Raw genomic sequence first — 18536 nt, 5'->3', positions numbered from 1 at the left:
TGGCGCTGCATTACCAGCCAAAATCCAACGTGTGTCCTGTTTCGGCATACGTCTTGACGTTGCTGAGAATCATCGGCCAGCTTTCTTTCGTACTTTCATAGGAAGGATGGTTGTCCGGCCACTGGTCATTGATCAGCGTCAGCTTTGTGCAGTTGCCGATCGTCTCCAGCTCCAGCGTGACGCGTGTTTGCAGCTCGGCATGATTGTCGCGGTAAGAGGGGCCGGCGTGCTCGGTGTAGCTCATGCGCTTGTTGGGCACGTATTCCAGCACATTGCCGTAAACATGGACGGTCTCGTCGCCGTCGGTTCCAGGTCCGACATAGCGGTACGGCGCGCCGATTTCAAAGGTCGTGTCGAGCACGCAGCCGAAGAAAATCGCTTTCGTCCCTTCAGGGGTTACAAAAATGTTCCATACTTCTTCCGGCTTGGCGTTAATATAAAGCACATATTTGAGATCCATCGTTAACCTCCAATTTTTGATTGAGCAGTGGATGGGCCCGTGAGCGGGCTATCTGGCTTTATTGTAGAATAACCGATAGCGATCCGTATTGTAAAAAAGCGACAGCCGCCAAAACGGCGTTAAGGAGATGAACGCGCGTATGAAACCTTTGTCACAAGCGTCGGATAAAGGCATTTTGCAAGCGGAAGCCGGCAGGCGCAAATTTGCCTTGTCCCGCTTCGAGCCTGCTCCCGAGCTTGCTGTGTGGATCGAGCATTATTGGGCGGTTCGCTGGGATTTGCGCGGCGAAGAGCCCTATCGGCAAATCGTGTTGTCTTACCCGAGCTTCAATATCGCTTTTGAAAATGAGCGCACCCGCACGTTTTGCGGGATTTACGGCGTGCCCGGACAGCCTTATGTCCGCCATCTGGAGGGCGAAGGTCTGGTGCTGGGCGTCAAGTTCCGGCCCGGCGGTTTTTACCCGTTCTCGCGGCAGCCGGCCGCAGCGCTTACCGGAAAGACGGCGCCGCTTGGCGACGTGTTCGGAGCCGAGGCCGAAGCGCTGGGGGAACGGCTGCTCGCGCTTGACGATGAAGCCGAGATGGCCGGACTGGCCGAACGCTTCTTGCTGGCGCGGCAGCCCGAGCCGGATTCGCAGGCGGAGTTCGCCGGACGGATCGTGCAGACGGTGATTGAGGATCGGACGCTGCAACGCGTCGAGGATCTGGTCGAGCGTTACGGGTTGAATATCCGCACGCTGCAGCGGCTGTTTCACCGTTATGTCGGCGTCAGCCCGAAATGGGTCATCCGGCGCTTCCGGCTGCAGGAGGCGGCAGAGCGGCTGGAGCGGGGCGAGGCCGATTCGGCCGGGCTGGCGATCGAGCTGGGTTATTTTGACCAAGCCCATTTCATTAAGGATTTCAAAGCGCAAATCGGGCGCCCGCCCGAGGATTATATACGTCAAGGCCCCCGCGTGACGGGCCAAGCGTGATCTTGTCTGCATAATCGGTCAAGTCTCCTCATATGCATGTACTAATTCATGTTTATTTTGATGATGAGGGGATGATCGAATGCGCCGGGTCACATGGATGGCAGTTGTCGCAGTGTGCTTAGCCGTATTGCTCGCAGGGTGTGGAATGAAGGATTCAGGAGCGGTGGTCAAGGATTTGGATCATGTGATCAGCAAGCTGGACAGCTACGAGGGAGCGGGCCGGATGGTCCTGCATACCGGACAGCAGCCGCAGGAGTATCAGGTCGAGGTTTCGTATATGAATCCGCATTTTTACCGGATCGCGTTGACCAACGCGCAAAAGGACATCACGCAAATTGTGCTGCGCAACGAGGAAGGCGTATTTGTGCTGACGCCGCATCTGAAGAAAAGCTTCCGCTTTCAAAGCGATTGGCCGGAAAATCAAGGTCAGGTTTATTTGTACCAATCGCTGGCCAAAAGCATTCTCGCCGATAAAGAACGCCAGTTTACGACGGAGAATGAAGCGTATGTGTTCGATGTCGCGGCGAACTACCAGAACGAGCTGTTGTCCCGGCAAAAAATCTGGTTGAACAAAAAGGACCTTGCCCCGCAGCACGTCGAGGTATCCGACGCCAATCAGAACGTGATGGTCATGGTGGATTTTACAAAATTTAAGTTCGGGGTCAAATTTGATAAGGATTCCTTCGATATGGAGCGCAATATGACGGCTTGGGATGTCAGCACGCTGCCTACACTGGCTGATGTGGACGGCGTTCTCGACGGCGCTGACGGTCAGGCTGCAAAGGATGGCGGCGGTACAGCAGCGGCAGGCTCTACCAAAACGGATACGACGGCAGGTCAAGCGACCGCTTCGGCTTCAGACAGCGGCAAAATGAGCTTTGGCATTATTGAGCCCGCCTATACGCCCAAAGATGTCGTCAAGCAGGATATGACCGATATCAAGCTGAATGAAGACCCGGCTGTGCTGCTGCGCTACAAAGGCAAATACAACTACAGTCTGATCGAGGTCAGACCGCAGGCGCAAACCGTATCGTTCCTGCCGGGCGAGGTGGTCGACTTGGGCTACACGCTGGCTGTGCTGACCGGGGATGAGAAAAAGACGCTGAGCTGGACGTACGACGGGGTGGAATATCGCTTGTCGACGGCGGATTTGCCGCAGGAGGAGATGTTGAAGGTGGCGATGGCGGTGCAAGGCCAGTCCGGCAAATAGCTTGCGGATCGGCTGTGTGAATCCGACGTTGACAGTTTTTCCTTCTAAGGCTTAACATAGGGGTTAGCGATCCGTACGGATACGAAAAACAGGAGGGGAGCCCCGCTCGAAGCTCGAGCGGTGTCTTCCCTTGTCCTTTGCAATCGAACAAGAAGGGAAGACCTGACGTGGATGCTTTTTATCGGCCTACATGGGTGGAAATATCGCTCGACGCGCTGCGCAGCAACATAGAGGAGTTTCAGCGGGTGCTGCCGCCTTTTATCAAGCTGATGGCGGTAGTCAAAGCGGATGCCTACGGGCATGGCGCTGTGGGTGTATCCAAAGAGGTGATCGATTCGGGAATCGATTATCTGGGCGTAGCTTTTCTGGACGAAGCGCTGGAGTTGCGCAATGCCGGCATCACAGCGCCCATTCTCGTGCTGGGCTATACGCCTGCAGAGGGACTTGAGATTGCCCGCGAGCTGGGGATTACGGTAAACGTGTACAGTCCGGAGGTGCTGGCGGCGCTTCAGAAGTCGGAGGCCAATATGCCGGAGGACGGGCGCAAGCTGAAAATTCACATCAAGCTGGATACGGGGATGGGACGGCTCGGGCTGCACGTGGAGGAGGAAGCCATTGCGTTCATCGAGGCCGCGCTGAGCCTGCGGCATGTCGAGGTGGAGGGGCTGTTCACCCACTATGCCAATGCCGATGAGACGGATAAATCGTATACGCATGAGCAATACCGTCGCTTTACGCGGATTGTTGAGCATTTTCGGGCGCAAGGCGTGGAGTTCCCTTATTTGCATGCCGGCAACAGCGCGACGGCGATCGATTTGCCGGAGCTGACCTGCAATATGGTGAGGTTAGGCATCAGCCTGTACGGCCTGTATCCTTCCGAAGAAGTGAACGCGCAGCGCATTGAGCTGAAGCCGGTGCTCAGTCTCAAGACGGGCATCGTTCATTTGAAGACGTTGCCTCCGCAGTCGGGGGTTAGCTACGGCACGATTTATCATACGAAGGGCGAGGAACGGATTGCTACGCTGCCGATCGGGTATGCCGACGGCTTTTCGCGGATGCTGACCGGCAAAGCGAAGGTGCTGATTCGCGGACATCAAGCGCCCATCGTCGGCCGAATCTGCATGGACCAATGCATGATTGACGTCACGGACGTGCCGGGGGTCGAGCGCAGCGACGAGGTGGTGCTGATCGGCGAGCAGGGCGGGTTGCGCATTACAGCTGAAGAGGTGGCGCAGCAGCTTGGCACAATCAATTATGAAGTGACCTGTATGATCTCGCACCGCGTTGCCCGCGTGTATGTACGCAACGGGCGGCGTGACGATGCGATCAATCCCTTGATGCGGCACCGCTTCTAGCCGCTGGTCGGATTTACCATGCCAATTCCCCATAGAATTGAGAGGATTTTCTGAACAGGCTAGCGAATAGTAAGTATTAAGGATATATCGCAAGCATATATATCATTGTATAAATTGGTTCCGATCATGCCATAATGGTAATATTGTCTTGTATTGTGCTGGGGGTGCGAGAAAAGGTGAACAATGTGCATAACACGAAAAGGATCATGATCAGTTTGCCCGACCATTTATTGCAGGAAGTCGATGGGATCGTGGAGAAGGAAAATTCCAATCGCAGCGAGTTCATCCGTCAGGCCATGAAGCTGTATTTAATCGAACGAAAAAAGCGAACTTTGCGTGAGTCGATGCAGCGCGGCTATATGGAGATGGCAAAAATCAATCTCAGTATGGCGTCGGAAGCCTTTCAAGCGGAGGAAGAAGCGGATACTACGCTGGATCGCTTAGTAAGCGGGGTGTAGAAAGTGATTGTAAAACGTGGCGATGTGTTTTTTGCCGATCTTTCACCAGTCGTCGGCTCGGAGCAGGGAGGCGTTCGTCCTGTTCTGGTCATTCAAAATGATATCGGCAACCGCTTCAGTCCAACGGTGATTGTAGCGGCGATTACGGCGCAAATTCAAAAGGCGAAGCTGCCAACGCACGTAGAAATCGACGCGGAGACGCATGATTTTGACCGTGATTCGGTCATTCTGCTGGAGCAAATCCGCACGATCGATAAGCAGCGGCTGACAGACAAGATTACGCATTTGGATGAAGAGACGATGCGCAAGGTTGACGAAGCTTTGCAAATTAGCGTAGGGCTGATAGAATTTTAATAGGATCTGGAACAGACGAGGGCGATGGATCGATCCCTCGTTTTTTGTTTGGATTGCGTCGTTATTAAATATGATACAGATTGGAGAATCGTTATGATTCATGATGCAAATGAACCGCTGTGGGCCCAAGAGGGGGTGGGCGGATCGGCGCCGGCTGCGTCTCGCTCTCAGGCGGGCGATGCGGAAAGAGCGGAGGAGACGGAGCGCGTCAAGTTGACGGATGAGCAAAAGGCGCTGATTCAAGAACGAATCCTCAAGCAAATTGCAGCGGAGCTCAAGCTTGCTGCCGGCAAGGTCAAAACAACGGTCGGTTTGCTGGACGAAGGCAACACGATTCCGTTTATTGCCCGCTACCGCAAGGAAATGACCGGCGAGCTCGACGAGAATCAGTTGCGCGACATTGAAGAGCGGCTGCACTATTTGCGCAATCTTGAAGACCGCAAGCTGGAGGTTGTGCGGCTGATTGACGAGCAAGGCAAGCTGACCGACGAGCTGCGCAGCGCGATTGAGCAGGCGGCCAAGCTGCAGGAGCTTGAGGATCTGTACCGGCCGTACCGTCAAAAGCGCAAGACGCGGGCCAGCGTGGCCAAGGAGCGGGGGCTGGAGCCGCTGGCTGAATGGATTAGCAAGCAGCCGCGTCAAGGCTCGCTGGACGCCGAAGCAGCGCGCTACATCGATTCGGACAAGCAAGTGGGCAGCGCTGAAGAAGCGATTCAAGGCGCAATGGATATTTTGGCCGAGCAGATCGCCGATGACGCCAAAATTCGCGCTTGGGTGCGCCGTTCCACGCATGAGCACGGCTTGCTGCGCACGGAAGCTAAAAACGCCGCGCAGGAATCGGTTTATGAAATGTACTACGCTTATCAGGAGCCGGTGCGCAAGCTGCCGCCGCATCGCATTCTCGCCATTAACCGCGGAGAGCGCGAGGAAGTGCTCAAGGTATCGCTGGAGGCCCAGGTCGAGCGTATTCACGAGTATATGGCCAAGCAGGTAATCAAAGGTCCGTCGGTTGTGAAGGACGTGCTGCTGGCTGTGATTGAAGACGCCTACAAGCGGCTGATCGCTCCTTCCATCGAACGCGAGGTGCGGGGGGAAATGACCGAAAAGGCGGAAGAGCAGGCGATTAAAATTTTTGCGGAAAACCTGCGCAATCTGCTGCTGCAAGCCCCGGTGAAGGGCCATGTGGTGCTGGGGGTCGATCCTGCGTACCGGACAGGCTGTAAGCTGGCTGTTATTGACGACACGGGCAAGATGCTGGAAATCGCCGTGACTTATCCGACGCCGCCGAACAATAAAGTGGCTGAAGCGAAGGCAAAGTTCAAGCAACTGATCAATAAATTTGGCGTGGAGCTGATCGTTATCGGCAACGGCACGGCTTCGCGAGAAACCGAGCAATTCGTCGCTGAGCTGATTGGCGAAATTAAAGAGCGCAAGCTCAAATACTTAATCGTCAGCGAAGCCGGAGCCAGCGTCTACTCGGCATCCAAATTGGCGCAGACGGAATTCCCGGAGCTGGACGTTGCGGAGCGCAGCGCCATTTCAATTGCCCGCCGCTTGCAGGACCCGCTCGCCGAGCTGGTCAAAATCGAGCCTAAAGCGATTGGCGTTGGCCAATACCAGCATGACGTTTCGCAAAAGCGGCTGGATGAGAATTTGAAAGCTGTCGTGGAGTCGGCGGTAAACCATGTCGGGGTCGACTTGAATACGGCTTCGCCGTCGCTGTTGTCTTATGTGTCGGGCATTAATGCCACCCTTGCCAAAAATATCGTGAAATATCGTGAAGAGAACGGCAAGTTTGCCAATCGCAAGGAGCTGTCCAAGGTGCCGCGTCTGGGTGCAAAAACGTTTGAGCAATGCGTCGGCTTCCTGCGCATCCCCGGCGCAGTCAATCCGCTCGATAATACGCCGATTCATCCGGAATCCTACGAGGTCGTGGACCGGCTGTTCAAGGAGCTGCGGCTGGAATTGTCCCAGTTGGGCTCGCAGGAGCTGCGCGGGCTGCTCCAAACGTTGCAGCCGGAGCAGTTGGCCGTGAAGCTGGGCGTCGGTGTTCCGACACTGCGCGATATTCTCGACAGCCTGCAGCGTCCGGGACGCGATCCGCGCGAAGAGGTACCGGCGCCGATCTTCCGTACAGATGTGCTGCAGCTCGAGGATTTGACGCCGGGCATGGAGCTGACCGGCACCGTGCGCAACGTGATCGATTTCGGCGCGTTCGTCGATATCGGGATCAAAAACGACGGTCTGGTACATATTTCTCAGCTTAGCGACAGCTTCGTCAAGCATCCGATGGATGTTGTCTCGGTTGGCGATATCGTGAAGGTGTGGGTGCTGGGCGTCGATGCCAAGAAAGGTCGCGTCAGTCTGACGATGAAAAAACCGTAAGACTCATGGACTGAAGGCGGATTGGCTCCACAGCTCGTCACAATCCTGATCTTGCCAGGCAGGGCGTCTGCTTCTCCGCTCCAAGGCGAATGCTAGCGCCCTGTTTGGCGTGCTCACGGGGCGGTTCCATTGAGTTCTGGGAGCACAAAAACAGTGATCTGACTCGGTCCGGCAATAGCCGATAAATGTCCCTCCAGCGTGAAGCGCACCAGCCATTCGGCGGCAACCCGGCTACTGATATTGAAGATCGCCGCTACCTCACGCGGCCTTACGCGACCACGGCGGCTTGCTGCCAGCTCCAGAACGACGGCTTTGCGCTTATGCCATAGCTCAAGCTCGTCGGGCGACAGGGCGCCGTATTCAGCCGGGCGTTCTCGCCAGCACCAGGCTGTATGGGCGCTGCCGGGCTTGGCGCTCCCGAGCACAGCTTTGTAAAGCAGCTCCCTGCATTCATAGGGGCGGCGCCACAGCTGCTGCCAGGAGAAGCGGAGCGGGAGCCAGCCCTCCAACAGCAGACGGTTGCTCCGTAACAGTTGGGCATCGCGATCAAAGAGGCCGGTGTCGTGCTGCCAGCGCGGCGGTTCGTCCACTTGCACGAGCAGCTTGCGCCCAACCCGCTCAAAGGCAAATTCACTGCATGACGGATCAGGGCCGCCGGCATGCCCGGCTTCGAAATAGCCGTTCCAAACTAAGCCGTTAAACTTAAAATCAAACATCGGACCCCAGATATGCTCCAAAAAGCGTACCCCCGCTTGTCCAAGCGGCTGGCCGCTCCTGCCACGAGCGGCTAATTGGAGCTCCTGCTGCGCTATAAACCGGCTCACCTGTATATTCATCTTGATCCCTTCCCTTCCATAGATAAGCGCGCAAAAAAACACACCCCCGGCAGAATCAAGTCTGCCCCGGAGTGTGCTTCACGCCGAATCAACATCTATTTACTTTATATACCAATTATGGATGAATGTCAATGCTTGTGCCGATTCGATTCTTCATTTTTTGCCGAATCCGCCCAATCCTCCTGCGAGCGGCGGGTCCGGTAAAAAAACCAGCTGTCGTTCAGCAAGCGGATTTGTCTGCGATTTTTATTCTGGAAGGCTCGCATCAGTTGATTACAAAGCCATTGCGGCATGCGCCCATCTCCTTCCCTTTGCCTGTGTACCTTATTGTATGGCGATAAGGGGGGCTCAGGTGCAGGTCCCTTCGAACCGCAACAAAAACCCGCAGATTACGCTGCGGATTTTTGGCTTAGACAGGCCATTCTTCCTCGTACCATTGCTCCAACTGGGCTTGCAGCGCCCGAATTTCAGTCAGCAGGGAAATGAGCGGATAAGCCTTTTCCTGGATGGCGGCAAAAGCTTGCTCCAGCCGATTGATGTAATCCAAGCCTTGCGTCAGGACGAAGCCTGCGCCAATCAGCTCCAGATCATTACACTCGGCAATGACGCGCGGCAGCCGCGGCACATTGTCGGCGGTCAGCTTGTCCAGTTCCTTGTGCAGCCGTTGATTCAAGGCGGTTAACTGGTACATATAAGATGAGGGCATTTCGACAAACTCAAGCTGATCTTCCAGCTTCAGTATAGCGTAGCGCATTTGTGGCATAATGAGTTTCGGTCCCCTTTGCGAATTGTGCAGCTCGCGTATGTTTTCTACTTGACAGTATAGCCGTTCATACGGTACAAATTCAAGTGAGAACTTCTAAAAGGGGCGAAGGTCTTCATGGACGATCTGGAGCTGCAGAAGTGGGTCGAGCACATCTCGCTCACCTCGTTCGGCCGGCCCTTTGTGCACCAAGCGCGGTTTAACCGCAGGCTAAGGTCGACGGGTGGACGATATTTTACCAAATCGCACGATATTGAAATCAGTTGGGTGCAGTGGGAATCGTTTGGCCGCGATGAAGTGGAGAAAATCATCAAGCACGAGCTGTGTCATTACCATCTGCACTTGCTCAAACGGGGTTACAGGCATCGCGATCAGGATTTCAAAACGCTGCTGCAGCAGGTAGGCGGGAGCCGGTTCTGCTTGTCGCTGCCAACGGCGTCCAAGCCGCAGCCTTACCGCTATCGGTTGGAGTGCGTCGATTGCAAGACGGAGTATTACCGTAAGCGCAAGCTGGACGTGCGCAAATATGCCTGTGGGAAGTGCAGGGGCAAATTGAAATCGTATACACTTGACTTGCAGCCGCCTTCGTACTAAAATAAAAATTGTTCATTCCCTGATAGCTCAGTTGGTAGAGCACTCGACTGTTAATCGAGTTGTCACAGGTTCGAGTCCTGTTCGGGGAGCCATGGAGAGATACCCAAGTGGCTCAAGGGGACCCTCTGCTAAGGGGTTAGACTGCGCAAGTGGTGCGAGGGTTCGAATCCCTCTCTCTCCGTATGACAAGCCTGTCGATGATATCGGCAGGCTTTTTCCTTGCTTCCGTTTGTTGCGGGGGCTAAAACCAGCGCTTTTTTTTGAAAAACATCCACATCAGCACGCCGATAATCAGCATCAGCAGCCATACATACAAGTAGCCGTAATTCCAGTTCAACTCGGGAATGATCTTGAAGTTCATGCCATATACGCCAACGATAAACGTCAACGGCATAAAAATGGTGCTTACCAGGGTCAGCGTTTTCATGATTTCATTCATCCGGTCCGATTTGAGGCTCATTTGCAGCTCCAGCAGGCCAGCCAGCGACTCCCGAAAAATGTCCAGCGAATCGACGACTCGCGAAATATGATCGTAAATATCGGCAAAATAGACATCGTCATCCTGCCGGGTGTAGGGAAACGTGCGGTGGCTGATCTGACTGACCAGCGATTTCTCTTCAATAATGACGCGGCGCAGCTTGTGCATCGTGCGTTTCATTTGAAAGATTTCCTGGGCGATGCGCACAGCCGGGTTGCGGTAGACGGCCCGCTCCATTTTGTCCACGCGGTCTTCGATGGCATTGATGATTTGCGAATAATCGTCGACACAGCGGTCCAGCAGGGCGTGGAGAATCGCACCGACATGCTCCATGCGGCCTTCAACCTGCAGCATCTCTTCGTAGAGCTGGTCGAGGAACGCGACCGGCTCCCGCGAAACGGTAATGCAGTAGTTGGGACCAATGACGATGGCAATTTCCCGTGACTTCAGTTCCTTGGTTACAGCGAAAAATGTCAGCAACGCGTTGTTTTTATAGCTGTCCAGCTTGGGGCGCTGGTTCAGCTTGATGGCGTCTTCGATCAACAGCGGATGACACTGAAACAAACCGCCGAGCACGCGCTGGACTTCTTCCGGCGAAGCATTCTCCAGGCGTATCCACGCCACCTCATTCGGGGCGGGCAGGCGGGGGGCTTCCTCGCGAATCGTTTCTTTTTCCATATGATAAAGCAGCATAAGCAGGTGCACCTCGTTCGTAGGCAATTTGTTTCAGCATAGCACAATCGGCCCGGAATATTCCATAATTTGTGCTTGTCTTTACAGGTCGATTCCGCTATAATAACTTTTGTCGTCAAAAAGGCGATCGATTCAGGCCCGTTGGTCAAGGGGTTAAGACACCTCCCTTTCACGGAGGTAACAGGGGTTCGAATCCCCTACGGGTCATTCTTTTTTGATAGTTTTGAGAGCCATTAGCTCAGTCGGTAGAGCACCTGACTTTTAATCAGGGTGTCGTAGGTTCGAGTCCTACATGGCTCACTTTCAATCCCAACAAGCGGTCGTGGTGGAACGGCAGACACACCATCTTGAGGGGGTGGCGCCCACAAGGCGTGAGGGTTCAAATCCCTCCGACCGCATTCGTTTTTTAACCTTATCCTGTTATAAGGTTTTTTGTTTTTTTACGGAGAAAAGCTTCGAGCCGGTTGTCGGCCCGGAGTTTTTTTTGTGCTGTAGAGGAGACTTGCTGCAGCTTCTTTCAGTAGAGAACGGCCCGCTCTCCCCTCGGTACGAGCAGGTTGATAAATGATATAAAGATTGATAAGATTACATGTTAGATGGAAGTATACACCAGTTTTGAGAGGTGAAAGCCGTGAAGTCTGCGGATGCCAAAGACGTATTGCCGTGCAGCGGATGCAAGGGCATGTGCTGCGGCCCTGTGCCCGTGACGGAGCAGGAATTGAAGGCGATCAGGAAAAAAGTAAGAGCGATGCCGGGCAAAAGCCGGCAGGAGCTGGAAAATCAAACGCGCTTTTACGGCACGTGTATCTTTTACGACCAGACGAACGATCGATGCGGTATCCATGCTGTACGGCCGGGTGTTTGCCGGGCCTTCGGCCTCCATCGCAATCTCGTGTGTTACCGGAAGCCCGATGCGGCGACGGGAACCAGCTGGCAGCCGCGCGAGCAGGCGGTCGGGATTTTATCGACAGATTTTACATGGAAGGATTTTAAATAAAAGCAAAAGCTATGCGGTTGCGGCCGTGTAGCTTTTTTTGTTGTCCGGGGCACGAAGGTCGAAAAGTTTTTTCCAATACTACGAGAATTTACAAGCTCTTTTGGATAGTTTTAGCATATTTCAACCTCGCTGCAGCGAATACGGTTCTATTTTACGAGCGGTTGTAATATTGGACACGATTATCTTAACAACGCACATTGTCTGCGATAAAGCGCATTCATATACTTTATTCATTGGGTGAAATCTCTCTATTCAAGGAGAGGGGGCTTTTGGATTTCATCCCGGCCAAGCACTGGCACGAAGCAAAGTTATTAAAAAGACGGAGGTAGAAGTATGAAGCTTTTCAGGAAATGGGTAGCTCTGTGCATGACCATTATGCTCCTGATTCCGTTTCAGCTGATCGCGTATGCGGACGGCGGTGGCGGCGTCAGTGTAGATGAGAACCAGCCGATGCGTATCCAGAACAAATGGAAAAACAATTTTTTGTACGAGGATTCATCAGGCGTTGTTCGATATGGATTCCCGAGTCGAGACGACCAGTCTGCGCAATGGTATATTAAAAACGCACCAGGCGGCAACGGAAACAAGCAAATTGTAAACCGTGCGACCGGTCATGCCATCTCGATGGCAAACATTACCAAAAGAAAAGATATGCTGACGGCCGTAGATATTAGCGGTGGAAGTACAACGGCTGTTCAGTGGATGATTCAAACCGCCACTCGCGCGGGCTACGTGACCATGAAAAGCGCCACGACGCCTTCGCTGAATAACTTTATTCACCAGGAAGACCAGCTTGGCTTCGCAGAAGTCAGCAGCGATATCAATCCTGCTTTTGAGAGCCCGCAATGGCGTTTTGAGCCGGTGACGCAGGACGTTCTGGTTCTTATCGAAAATAAATTCAGAACCGACCAATATTTGTACGAAGCGCTGCCGGACAAAGACGATGGCGACAGAATCAAAGTGGCATTCGGGAAAAAAGCAGCAAACGACCCGACTGCACAGTGGTACATGGAGGTCGTAACGGACCAAGGCAACGGCACTCAAAAGGTTCGCTTGAAGAACCGTGCATCGGGCCGATATATCTCCCACGACGTTGATCGTGCATGGGCGGCGATCGAGACGCAGCCTATGGCCAATACTACAGCCAACCAATGGACGATTGCTCCCGGCACCAGTGATGGCTGGGTAACGATTACCAGTGTTTTGGATTCAGGCAATTGGTTAAATACGCAATTTGAAACGGACATTTTTGCCCGTTCGAACAACTGGCCTGGAACCAACACGAACGCGAACAGCCAGTGGAAAATCGAGCTGGCGGCCGATGTGCCTGCTGTGCGCATTGCCAACTACACGACTGAGAATGTAAGTGATAAGTACCTGTATGAAGATCAAGGCATTGTTAAATACACTTCCTTGAATAATACGGTATCTAGTGCAGTATACAAGTGGATCGTCGAGGATTTTGACGGTAAGAAGCGGTTCAGAAACCTGGGGACCGGCAATTATATGACATCTGCCGGCGATCACCTGTCGGCTTCCGCGGTAGCTGCGCTAGCCGGCAATCAAAGCAGCGGTGGAAACGACCGTTGGGCCGTGAAAGCTTCCAACATTTATGATGACTATGTGACGGTGCAAAGCGCTGTATATTCAAATGAATATCTGAACGTTCAAGATGAGCTGCAGTTCGCTCAATCGATGGTCATTAATCCCGATTCGAATCCGGCGCAATGGGTGTTTGAAGATCCAAGCTTTGTAGCCGGCGTAGATCAATACGTGCGTATTCAAAGCGAATGGCAGTCTTTGTTCTTGTATGAAGACGAGAATGGCGAGCTGAAGTACGGTAACGTAAAGGCCAATGATCAGCATGGCCAGTGGCTGGTTGAGAAATTCAATGGCCGCAAGCGGATCAAGAACCGTGCTACAGGTCATTACATCAACATGCACGACATGTCCAACGGGCATCTGAAAGTCAGCGATGTAGATAACAGCTGGACAGATGCTGTGTGGGTAATTGAATCGCTTGATGGCGGCTCCAAGCTCATTCACAGCGTGAATGACAGCAACAGCGACGAAAACCATCAAAAATACATCAACCTGCAGAATTTGAACAAATATGCCGAGTACAACGAGATCAACAGAGGATGGGGCAGCCCGCGCTGGAGATTCCAGCCGGTCGTTGACGGCGCCGCTTTCTACTTGATTCAGAGCAAGTTGAACGGCAAATATTTCTATGAAGAAGATGGCAAAGTAAAATACGGCGATATCGATTCTTTGGACCCGATCGCTCACTGGGCTGTTGAGGATCAAGGGGGCTGGGCCTACCTCCATAACCGTTCTACGGGACACTATATCGCCATGGAAGGAATCGATCCAGCTGCAAACCTTCCTGTTGCACTGCCGAGCATGGAAATCTACTCAACTTGGGCCAGTCCGAAGTGGACCGTTGAGGATGGACCGGATTCCGGATACAAAACGATTAAAAGTGCGTGGACCGGAGAGCATTATATTAACGTAAAAGACAGCATCGACTATGCGCAAAGCAACAAAAATATTCCTGTGGAAGATAAGGACGCAATGGAGTTTAAATTTACGACAGCTCCTGATCTGCCGGTAGAACTTCCAACAGGTAACGTACGGATTAAAAATCCGGCGAATGGTCAATATCTCTATGAGGCTCGCAACGGAGTCGTCATGTACGGTACTCCGGCTCAAACCGACGGGTACTCGCAATGGGTGATTCAAGACAGCAACGGAGCCAAACAAATTAAAAACGTAGCAAGCGGACATTATGTGAAATTGGATGTCAATTATCAATACGTGGAGAGCGCGCCGTTGTCGAATGACGCAGCAGCTTCCGAATGGACCGTAGATGCTACGCCAAGCGGCACAACATTCTTTATTCGCAGTAATAAAGAAGGCTACAAAGACGAGTATCTCAATGTTCAAAATTCTTTAGGTTATGCGGAACGCGGTTTGTATCCGGATAGCCAAAATACGATGCAATGGGTGCTTGAACCGGTTACAGGCAATTACACGACAACACTGCCGGCCGAACCGGACCGCAACCTGAAAACAAGCACGCCAGCTTTCGACGATACCAACTATATTCGGATCAAAAACAAAGTGTCCGGCGAATATTTGCTGGCCGACGGCACAACGGTGAAATCGGGCAGTGCGGCGCCAAGCGAGCTGGCTTCCCAATGGCTGCTGCAGGATTTCAACGGCCGCAAGCTGTTGAAAAACCGACTCAACGGCCAACTGCTGAGCACTGACGGAAGCGCTGACGGCCTTTCCACAGCTCTCGAAGCAAAAGCGACATCTGCTAACAACCAATGGGTAGTCGAAGATTACCTCGGTTATGAAAGAATCAAAAATGCCGCCAATTCGCAAGCTTATGTCTACGGCGCAGCCAAGCAAGGCGTTATTACAAGCCAGCTTGAGGATTCGCTCTGGACATTTGAAGCGCAGCCGGCAGATGCTGTCTACGAAGCCGAGCAAGCCTTCATCGGCGGCGGCGTACAGATTGCTCCAGCAGCTATCGGCGCCACTGGCAGCGGCTATCTGAACCACTTTGCAAGCACAGGCGCACGCGCCGTATTGGCCGTTACATCGCAAGATGCCGGCACGTATGCAGCAACGGTGCATTATGCGAATCCGACCGGCGCCACCAAAACGATTTCCGTGTTCGTCAACGGGTTGCCGGTGCAACAGCTTTCGCTGGCAGCAACCAGCAGCGGCACATGGGCGAATGCCGATGTCTCCCTGCCACTGCGCGCAGGCTATAACTCCGTCTCCCTCGAAATGACGGGTGCAGACACAGGCGGCATCAACTTCGACAATTTGACGGTTCATAACATCGTCAATAAGTCGTACCGCGGTGCCACGGCAACGTACACGACGTATGAGCTGGAGCAAGCCAATACGAACGGTACGCTGATCGGTCCGAACCGTGTCTACCATGAAGTAGCCAACGAAGCTTCCGGCCGTCAAGCGGTGAAGCTGGATCAAACCGGACAATATGTACAGTTTACGACAGCGAAGGACGCTAACTCGCTCGTGCTGCGCTATTCGATTCCGGATGCTCCGGAAGGCAACGGCATCAACGCAACGCTGGGCTTGTACGTAAACGATGTGAAAGTGAAGGATCTGGAGCTGACTTCGCATTACGCTTGGGAGTATGGCAACTATCCTTGGTCCAAAGATCCGGCGCAAGGCAGCGCGCACCGCTTCTTTGACGAAATTCATACGATGATCGGCAACGTGCCGGCTGGCGCGACGATCAAGCTGCAAAAAGATGGCGGCAACACAGCAGACTACTACATTGTTGACCTCGTTGATCTGGAATCGGCGCCAACCGCCGCTTACACGATGCCTGCCGGCTATCTGTCGGTAACGGATTACGGCGCAGTGGCCGACGATAACAACGACGATACGCAAGCCTTCAAGGATGCTGTAACAGCAGCCAAAGCTCAAAATAAAGGCGTATGGTTCCCGGCAGGCTCGTTTGAACTGGATAACGGCGGCGACGTACTGGTGCTTGACGACGTGATGATTCGCGGCGCGGGCATGTGGTACACGACGCTGAACAAAGCCAAGTTCTATGGTCTGGGCAACAATATTCGCGTATATGATCTGGCCATTGACGGCAACCTGAACATCCGTGATGACGAAGCGCACACGAACGGCTTCGAAGGCGCGTTTGGTCCGGGCTCGACGGTACAAAGCGTCTGGATCGAGCATACGAAAACAGGTATGTGGATTGCTAGACCGGCAGCCGACTCCGGCTTTGACAGCAGCAAATATACGAACGAGTTTTATGTAGGCGGTCTGCGCATTCGCAACACGATGGCGGACGGCATGAACTTCAGCTCGAATACGAAAAACAGTATGGTAGAGCAAACCAACGTCCGTTATCCGGGCGATGACGGCTTGGCCATGTGGTCCCGACTGAACGAGGGCTTTGAAAGCGACTTTACGTATAACAATACGTTCCGCTTCAACACCGTCCAATTGCCTTGGCTGGCCAACAACATGATTTTGTTCGGCGGTAAAGACAATAAAATGCAAGATAACGTTCTGGTTGATACGATTGGTCTGGGTTCCGGTATTACGGTATCGACCCGTTTCAGCCCGCTGTCTGCCTTTGACGGCACAACGCTTGTTGAACGCAACACCCTGATTCGCACAGGCAGCCGCGACGCAGGCTTGAACATCAACTTCGGCGCGATCGAAGTTTATGCCGACACCAAAGCGATTGACAGCCCGATCATCATTCGTAACAACATCGCGCTGGACAGCACCTATGCCGGTATTGCGGTACAAGGCACGATGGGTGTGAACCAGGTCAAGCTGGAAAACATCGTATCCGACGGCTCCGGTCTGTCCGGTCTCGAAGTCAGCAGCGGCGTAAGCGGAAAAGTCGACGTCAATAACGTCATTATCCGCAATGCCAAAATGGCCGATATCGCCAATAATGCAGGCGCCAATCTGAAGCTGAACGAAGTTGGCCGCGGATTCGCCAGCACGAATTTCCCGAAAGATTCGTTCCCTGGTAACGGCGGAGCCGGTGGCGGAGGGGCAGTAGAAACTCCAGCGCCAAGCGGAACGCCTGCACCTACGACGAAGCCTGCACCAACTGTGGTGAAAGTAGACAAAAACATCATCACAAACGCTGCAGCTAACAAAGAGCAAAAAATTGTCATCAACACGAATACAACAAACGGTCCGGCGAAGGTTCAACTGAATCTGGCCGACCTGAGCAGCGCGGTTAGCTCGATTCCGAACGCTCAAGTTGTCATTCAGCACCAAAATGCCAGCTATACGCTTCCGGTTGATCTGAGCAAGATTATCGGCGGCGATACGAAAAACGGCGTGCTTTCGGTCACGATCGACAAAGTCGATTCGACGCAAGCTGATGAAATCAACAGCAAAGCGTCCGACCGTAGTCTGAAAATGCTGGATACGCCTGTGAGCTTTGAAGTCTCGCTTGAATCGGGCGACAAGTCGATCGAAATCAAACGTTTTGGCAGTAATTTCGTAACAAGAACGATCACGATTGACGGCAACGTGGACAGCAATACGGCAACAGCTGTTGTTTACGATCCGGCAACCGGAGAATTCCGTTACGTACCGGCTGTATTCTCTTCCGAGAATGGCCAAACAACGGTAACGATCAACAGCACAACCAACAGCATCTACGCAGTGGCACAATCTAGCAAATCGTTCAGCGACGTATCCGCTCACTGGGCGAAGAAAGACATTGAGCTGCTCGCTTCCAAGCTGGTGGTCAACGGTAAAACCGACGACCAATTCGCTCCGGAAGATCATGTAACTCGTGCAGAATTCGCTGCGCTGCTCGTCCGCTCGCTCGGATTGACGAAGGATGCAGACGCTTCGCAAATGTTTACAGACGTAAAAGCCGGCGACTGGTTCTATGACAGCGTGCAGGCAGCAGCTCAATACAAATTGATCGAAGGCTTCGACGATCAATCGTTCAAACCGCAACAAACGATTACGCGCGAGCAAATGGCTGTCATGATCGCCAGAGCGCTGCAGTTGCGTTCGCAGCTTGTCGCTAGCGCGGACAGCTCCGCAACGGCAAGCTTCAAGGACGCTTCGGCAATCAGCAGCTGGTCGAGTGCAGCATTCGATCAAGTGATCGCAAACGGCATCATGCAAGGCGTCGACAATGACCGATTGGCTCCGCAAGATTTGGCAACACGCGCCCAGTCCGTTGTGATCCTCTCCCGCATGCTGCAAGCGATGCAACTGATCAACTGATCAGGTCCGCGTAATACGGACAACTGACATGCAAGCATCCCGTCATCCATCGAGGTGGCGGGATGTTTTTTTATGGGCGGGAAGCTGGCGCTTGCTGCAAGTCATGCATCCCTTTTCCAGAACTGTTTATAACTATTGTGAATGATCGGAGCTGGTGAAGGTTGCCGGCAGCGATCATAGGATTCGACATGATTTTCGTAACA

At 53.3% G+C, this 18536-nt stretch carries 14 protein-coding genes and 5 tRNA genes; 14 read left to right on the top strand and 5 right to left on the bottom strand.

Features of this window, described 5'->3' with window-relative positions:
- Positions 1–10: 10 nt before the first annotated feature.
- Entirely contained in the window at positions 11–460 is a 450-nt protein-coding gene (locus tag B5M42_RS11715) for an SRPBCC family protein (RefSeq protein WP_134751425.1), read from the bottom strand.
- 139 nt (positions 461–599) lie between these two features.
- On the opposite strand from B5M42_RS11715, the gene B5M42_RS11710 reads away from it, so the two are divergent.
- The 6 genes from B5M42_RS11710 to B5M42_RS11685 all read left to right on the top strand — a co-directional run bounded on the left by B5M42_RS11710 (position 600) and on the right by B5M42_RS11685 (position 7192).
- Positions 600–1430 carry a helix-turn-helix domain-containing protein gene (locus B5M42_RS11710; RefSeq protein ID WP_134751427.1) on the top strand — a complete coding sequence of 277 codons (831 nt, stop codon included), beginning with the start codon at positions 600–602 and terminating at the stop codon, positions 1428–1430.
- A 145-nt stretch (positions 1431–1575) separates the two neighbouring features.
- Entirely contained in the window at positions 1576–2640 is a 1065-nt protein-coding gene (locus tag B5M42_RS11705) for an outer membrane lipoprotein-sorting protein (protein ID WP_329959291.1), read from the top strand.
- A 167-nt stretch (positions 2641–2807) separates the two neighbouring features.
- Positions 2808–3995, top strand: coding sequence for an alanine racemase (gene alr, locus B5M42_RS11700; protein ID WP_134751433.1), 1188 nt, complete (start codon positions 2808–2810; stop codon positions 3993–3995).
- A gap of 134 nt (positions 3996–4129) precedes the next feature.
- On the top strand, positions 4130–4453 hold the full coding sequence (locus B5M42_RS11695; RefSeq protein ID WP_329959290.1) for a CopG family ribbon-helix-helix protein: 324 nt from the start codon (positions 4130–4132) through the stop codon (positions 4451–4453).
- 3 nt (positions 4454–4456) lie between these two features.
- Positions 4457–4807: a type II toxin-antitoxin system PemK/MazF family toxin gene (locus B5M42_RS11690; RefSeq protein ID WP_134751435.1), complete on the top strand. Its 351-nt coding sequence runs from the start codon at positions 4457–4459 to the stop codon at positions 4805–4807.
- A gap of 93 nt (positions 4808–4900) precedes the next feature.
- Positions 4901–7192, top strand: coding sequence for a Tex family protein (locus B5M42_RS11685; protein ID WP_134751437.1), 2292 nt, complete (start codon positions 4901–4903; stop codon positions 7190–7192).
- A 113-nt stretch (positions 7193–7305) separates the two neighbouring features.
- Here the strand turns inward: B5M42_RS11685 and B5M42_RS11680 are convergent, their stop codons facing one another.
- From B5M42_RS11680 to B5M42_RS11670, 3 genes are all read right to left on the bottom strand, one after another.
- The gene (locus B5M42_RS11680; protein WP_134751439.1) at positions 7306–7929 is read right to left on the bottom strand and encodes a hypothetical protein; all 624 of its coding nucleotides are present in this window, start codon (positions 7927–7929) and stop codon (positions 7306–7308) included.
- A 227-nt stretch (positions 7930–8156) separates the two neighbouring features.
- Positions 8157–8321, bottom strand: coding sequence for a cortex morphogenetic protein CmpA (gene cmpA / locus B5M42_RS11675; protein ID WP_134751441.1), 165 nt, complete (start codon positions 8319–8321; stop codon positions 8157–8159).
- A 116-nt stretch (positions 8322–8437) separates the two neighbouring features.
- Positions 8438–8791, bottom strand: a complete 354-nt coding sequence (locus B5M42_RS11670; protein ID WP_134751443.1) for a hydrolase/acyltransferase — start codon at positions 8789–8791, stop codon at positions 8438–8440.
- 117 nt (positions 8792–8908) lie between these two features.
- On the opposite strand from B5M42_RS11670, the gene B5M42_RS11665 reads away from it, so the two are divergent.
- From B5M42_RS11665 to B5M42_RS11655, 3 genes are all read left to right on the top strand, one after another.
- The gene (locus B5M42_RS11665) at positions 8909–9385 is read left to right on the top strand and encodes a SprT family protein (RefSeq protein WP_134751446.1); all 477 of its coding nucleotides are present in this window, start codon (positions 8909–8911) and stop codon (positions 9383–9385) included.
- Between the two features lie 16 nt (positions 9386–9401).
- Positions 9402–9477 (top strand) — tRNA-Asn (locus tag B5M42_RS11660).
- A gap of 1 nt (position 9478) precedes the next feature.
- Positions 9479–9566: transfer RNA gene (locus B5M42_RS11655), tRNA-Ser, on the top strand.
- Between the two features lie 60 nt (positions 9567–9626).
- On the opposite strand, the gene corA is transcribed toward B5M42_RS11655, so the two are convergent.
- Positions 9627–10556 carry a magnesium/cobalt transporter CorA gene (gene corA / locus B5M42_RS11650; RefSeq protein ID WP_134751448.1) on the bottom strand — a complete coding sequence of 310 codons (930 nt, stop codon included), beginning with the start codon at positions 10554–10556 and terminating at the stop codon, positions 9627–9629.
- Positions 10557–10691: 135 nt separating this feature from the next.
- Between corA and B5M42_RS11645 the strand changes: the two genes are divergently transcribed.
- The 5 genes from B5M42_RS11645 (at position 10692) to B5M42_RS11625 (ending at position 18333) form a co-directional block, all read left to right on the top strand.
- A tRNA-Glu gene (locus tag B5M42_RS11645) sits at positions 10692–10763 on the top strand.
- Between the two features lie 20 nt (positions 10764–10783).
- Positions 10784–10856 (top strand) — tRNA-Lys (locus B5M42_RS11640).
- Positions 10857–10872: 16 nt separating this feature from the next.
- Positions 10873–10954, top strand: a tRNA-Leu gene (locus tag B5M42_RS11635).
- A 233-nt stretch (positions 10955–11187) separates the two neighbouring features.
- On the top strand, positions 11188–11553 hold the full coding sequence (locus B5M42_RS11630) for a YkgJ family cysteine cluster protein (RefSeq protein ID WP_329959289.1): 366 nt from the start codon (positions 11188–11190) through the stop codon (positions 11551–11553).
- Positions 11554–11886: 333 nt separating this feature from the next.
- Positions 11887–18333 (top strand): S-layer homology domain-containing protein, encoded by a 6447-nt coding sequence (locus tag B5M42_RS11625; RefSeq protein ID WP_134751450.1) that lies wholly within the window; start codon positions 11887–11889, stop codon positions 18331–18333.
- The last annotated feature ends 203 nt before the right edge of the window (positions 18334–18536 follow it).

It is taken from the genome of Paenibacillus athensensis (assembly GCF_004514475.2).
GTDB classification, from domain to species: Bacteria; Bacillota; Bacilli; order Paenibacillales; family NBRC-103111; genus Paenibacillus_AL; species Paenibacillus_AL athensensis.
This window is presented reverse-complemented; position numbering and strand designations above follow the sequence as displayed.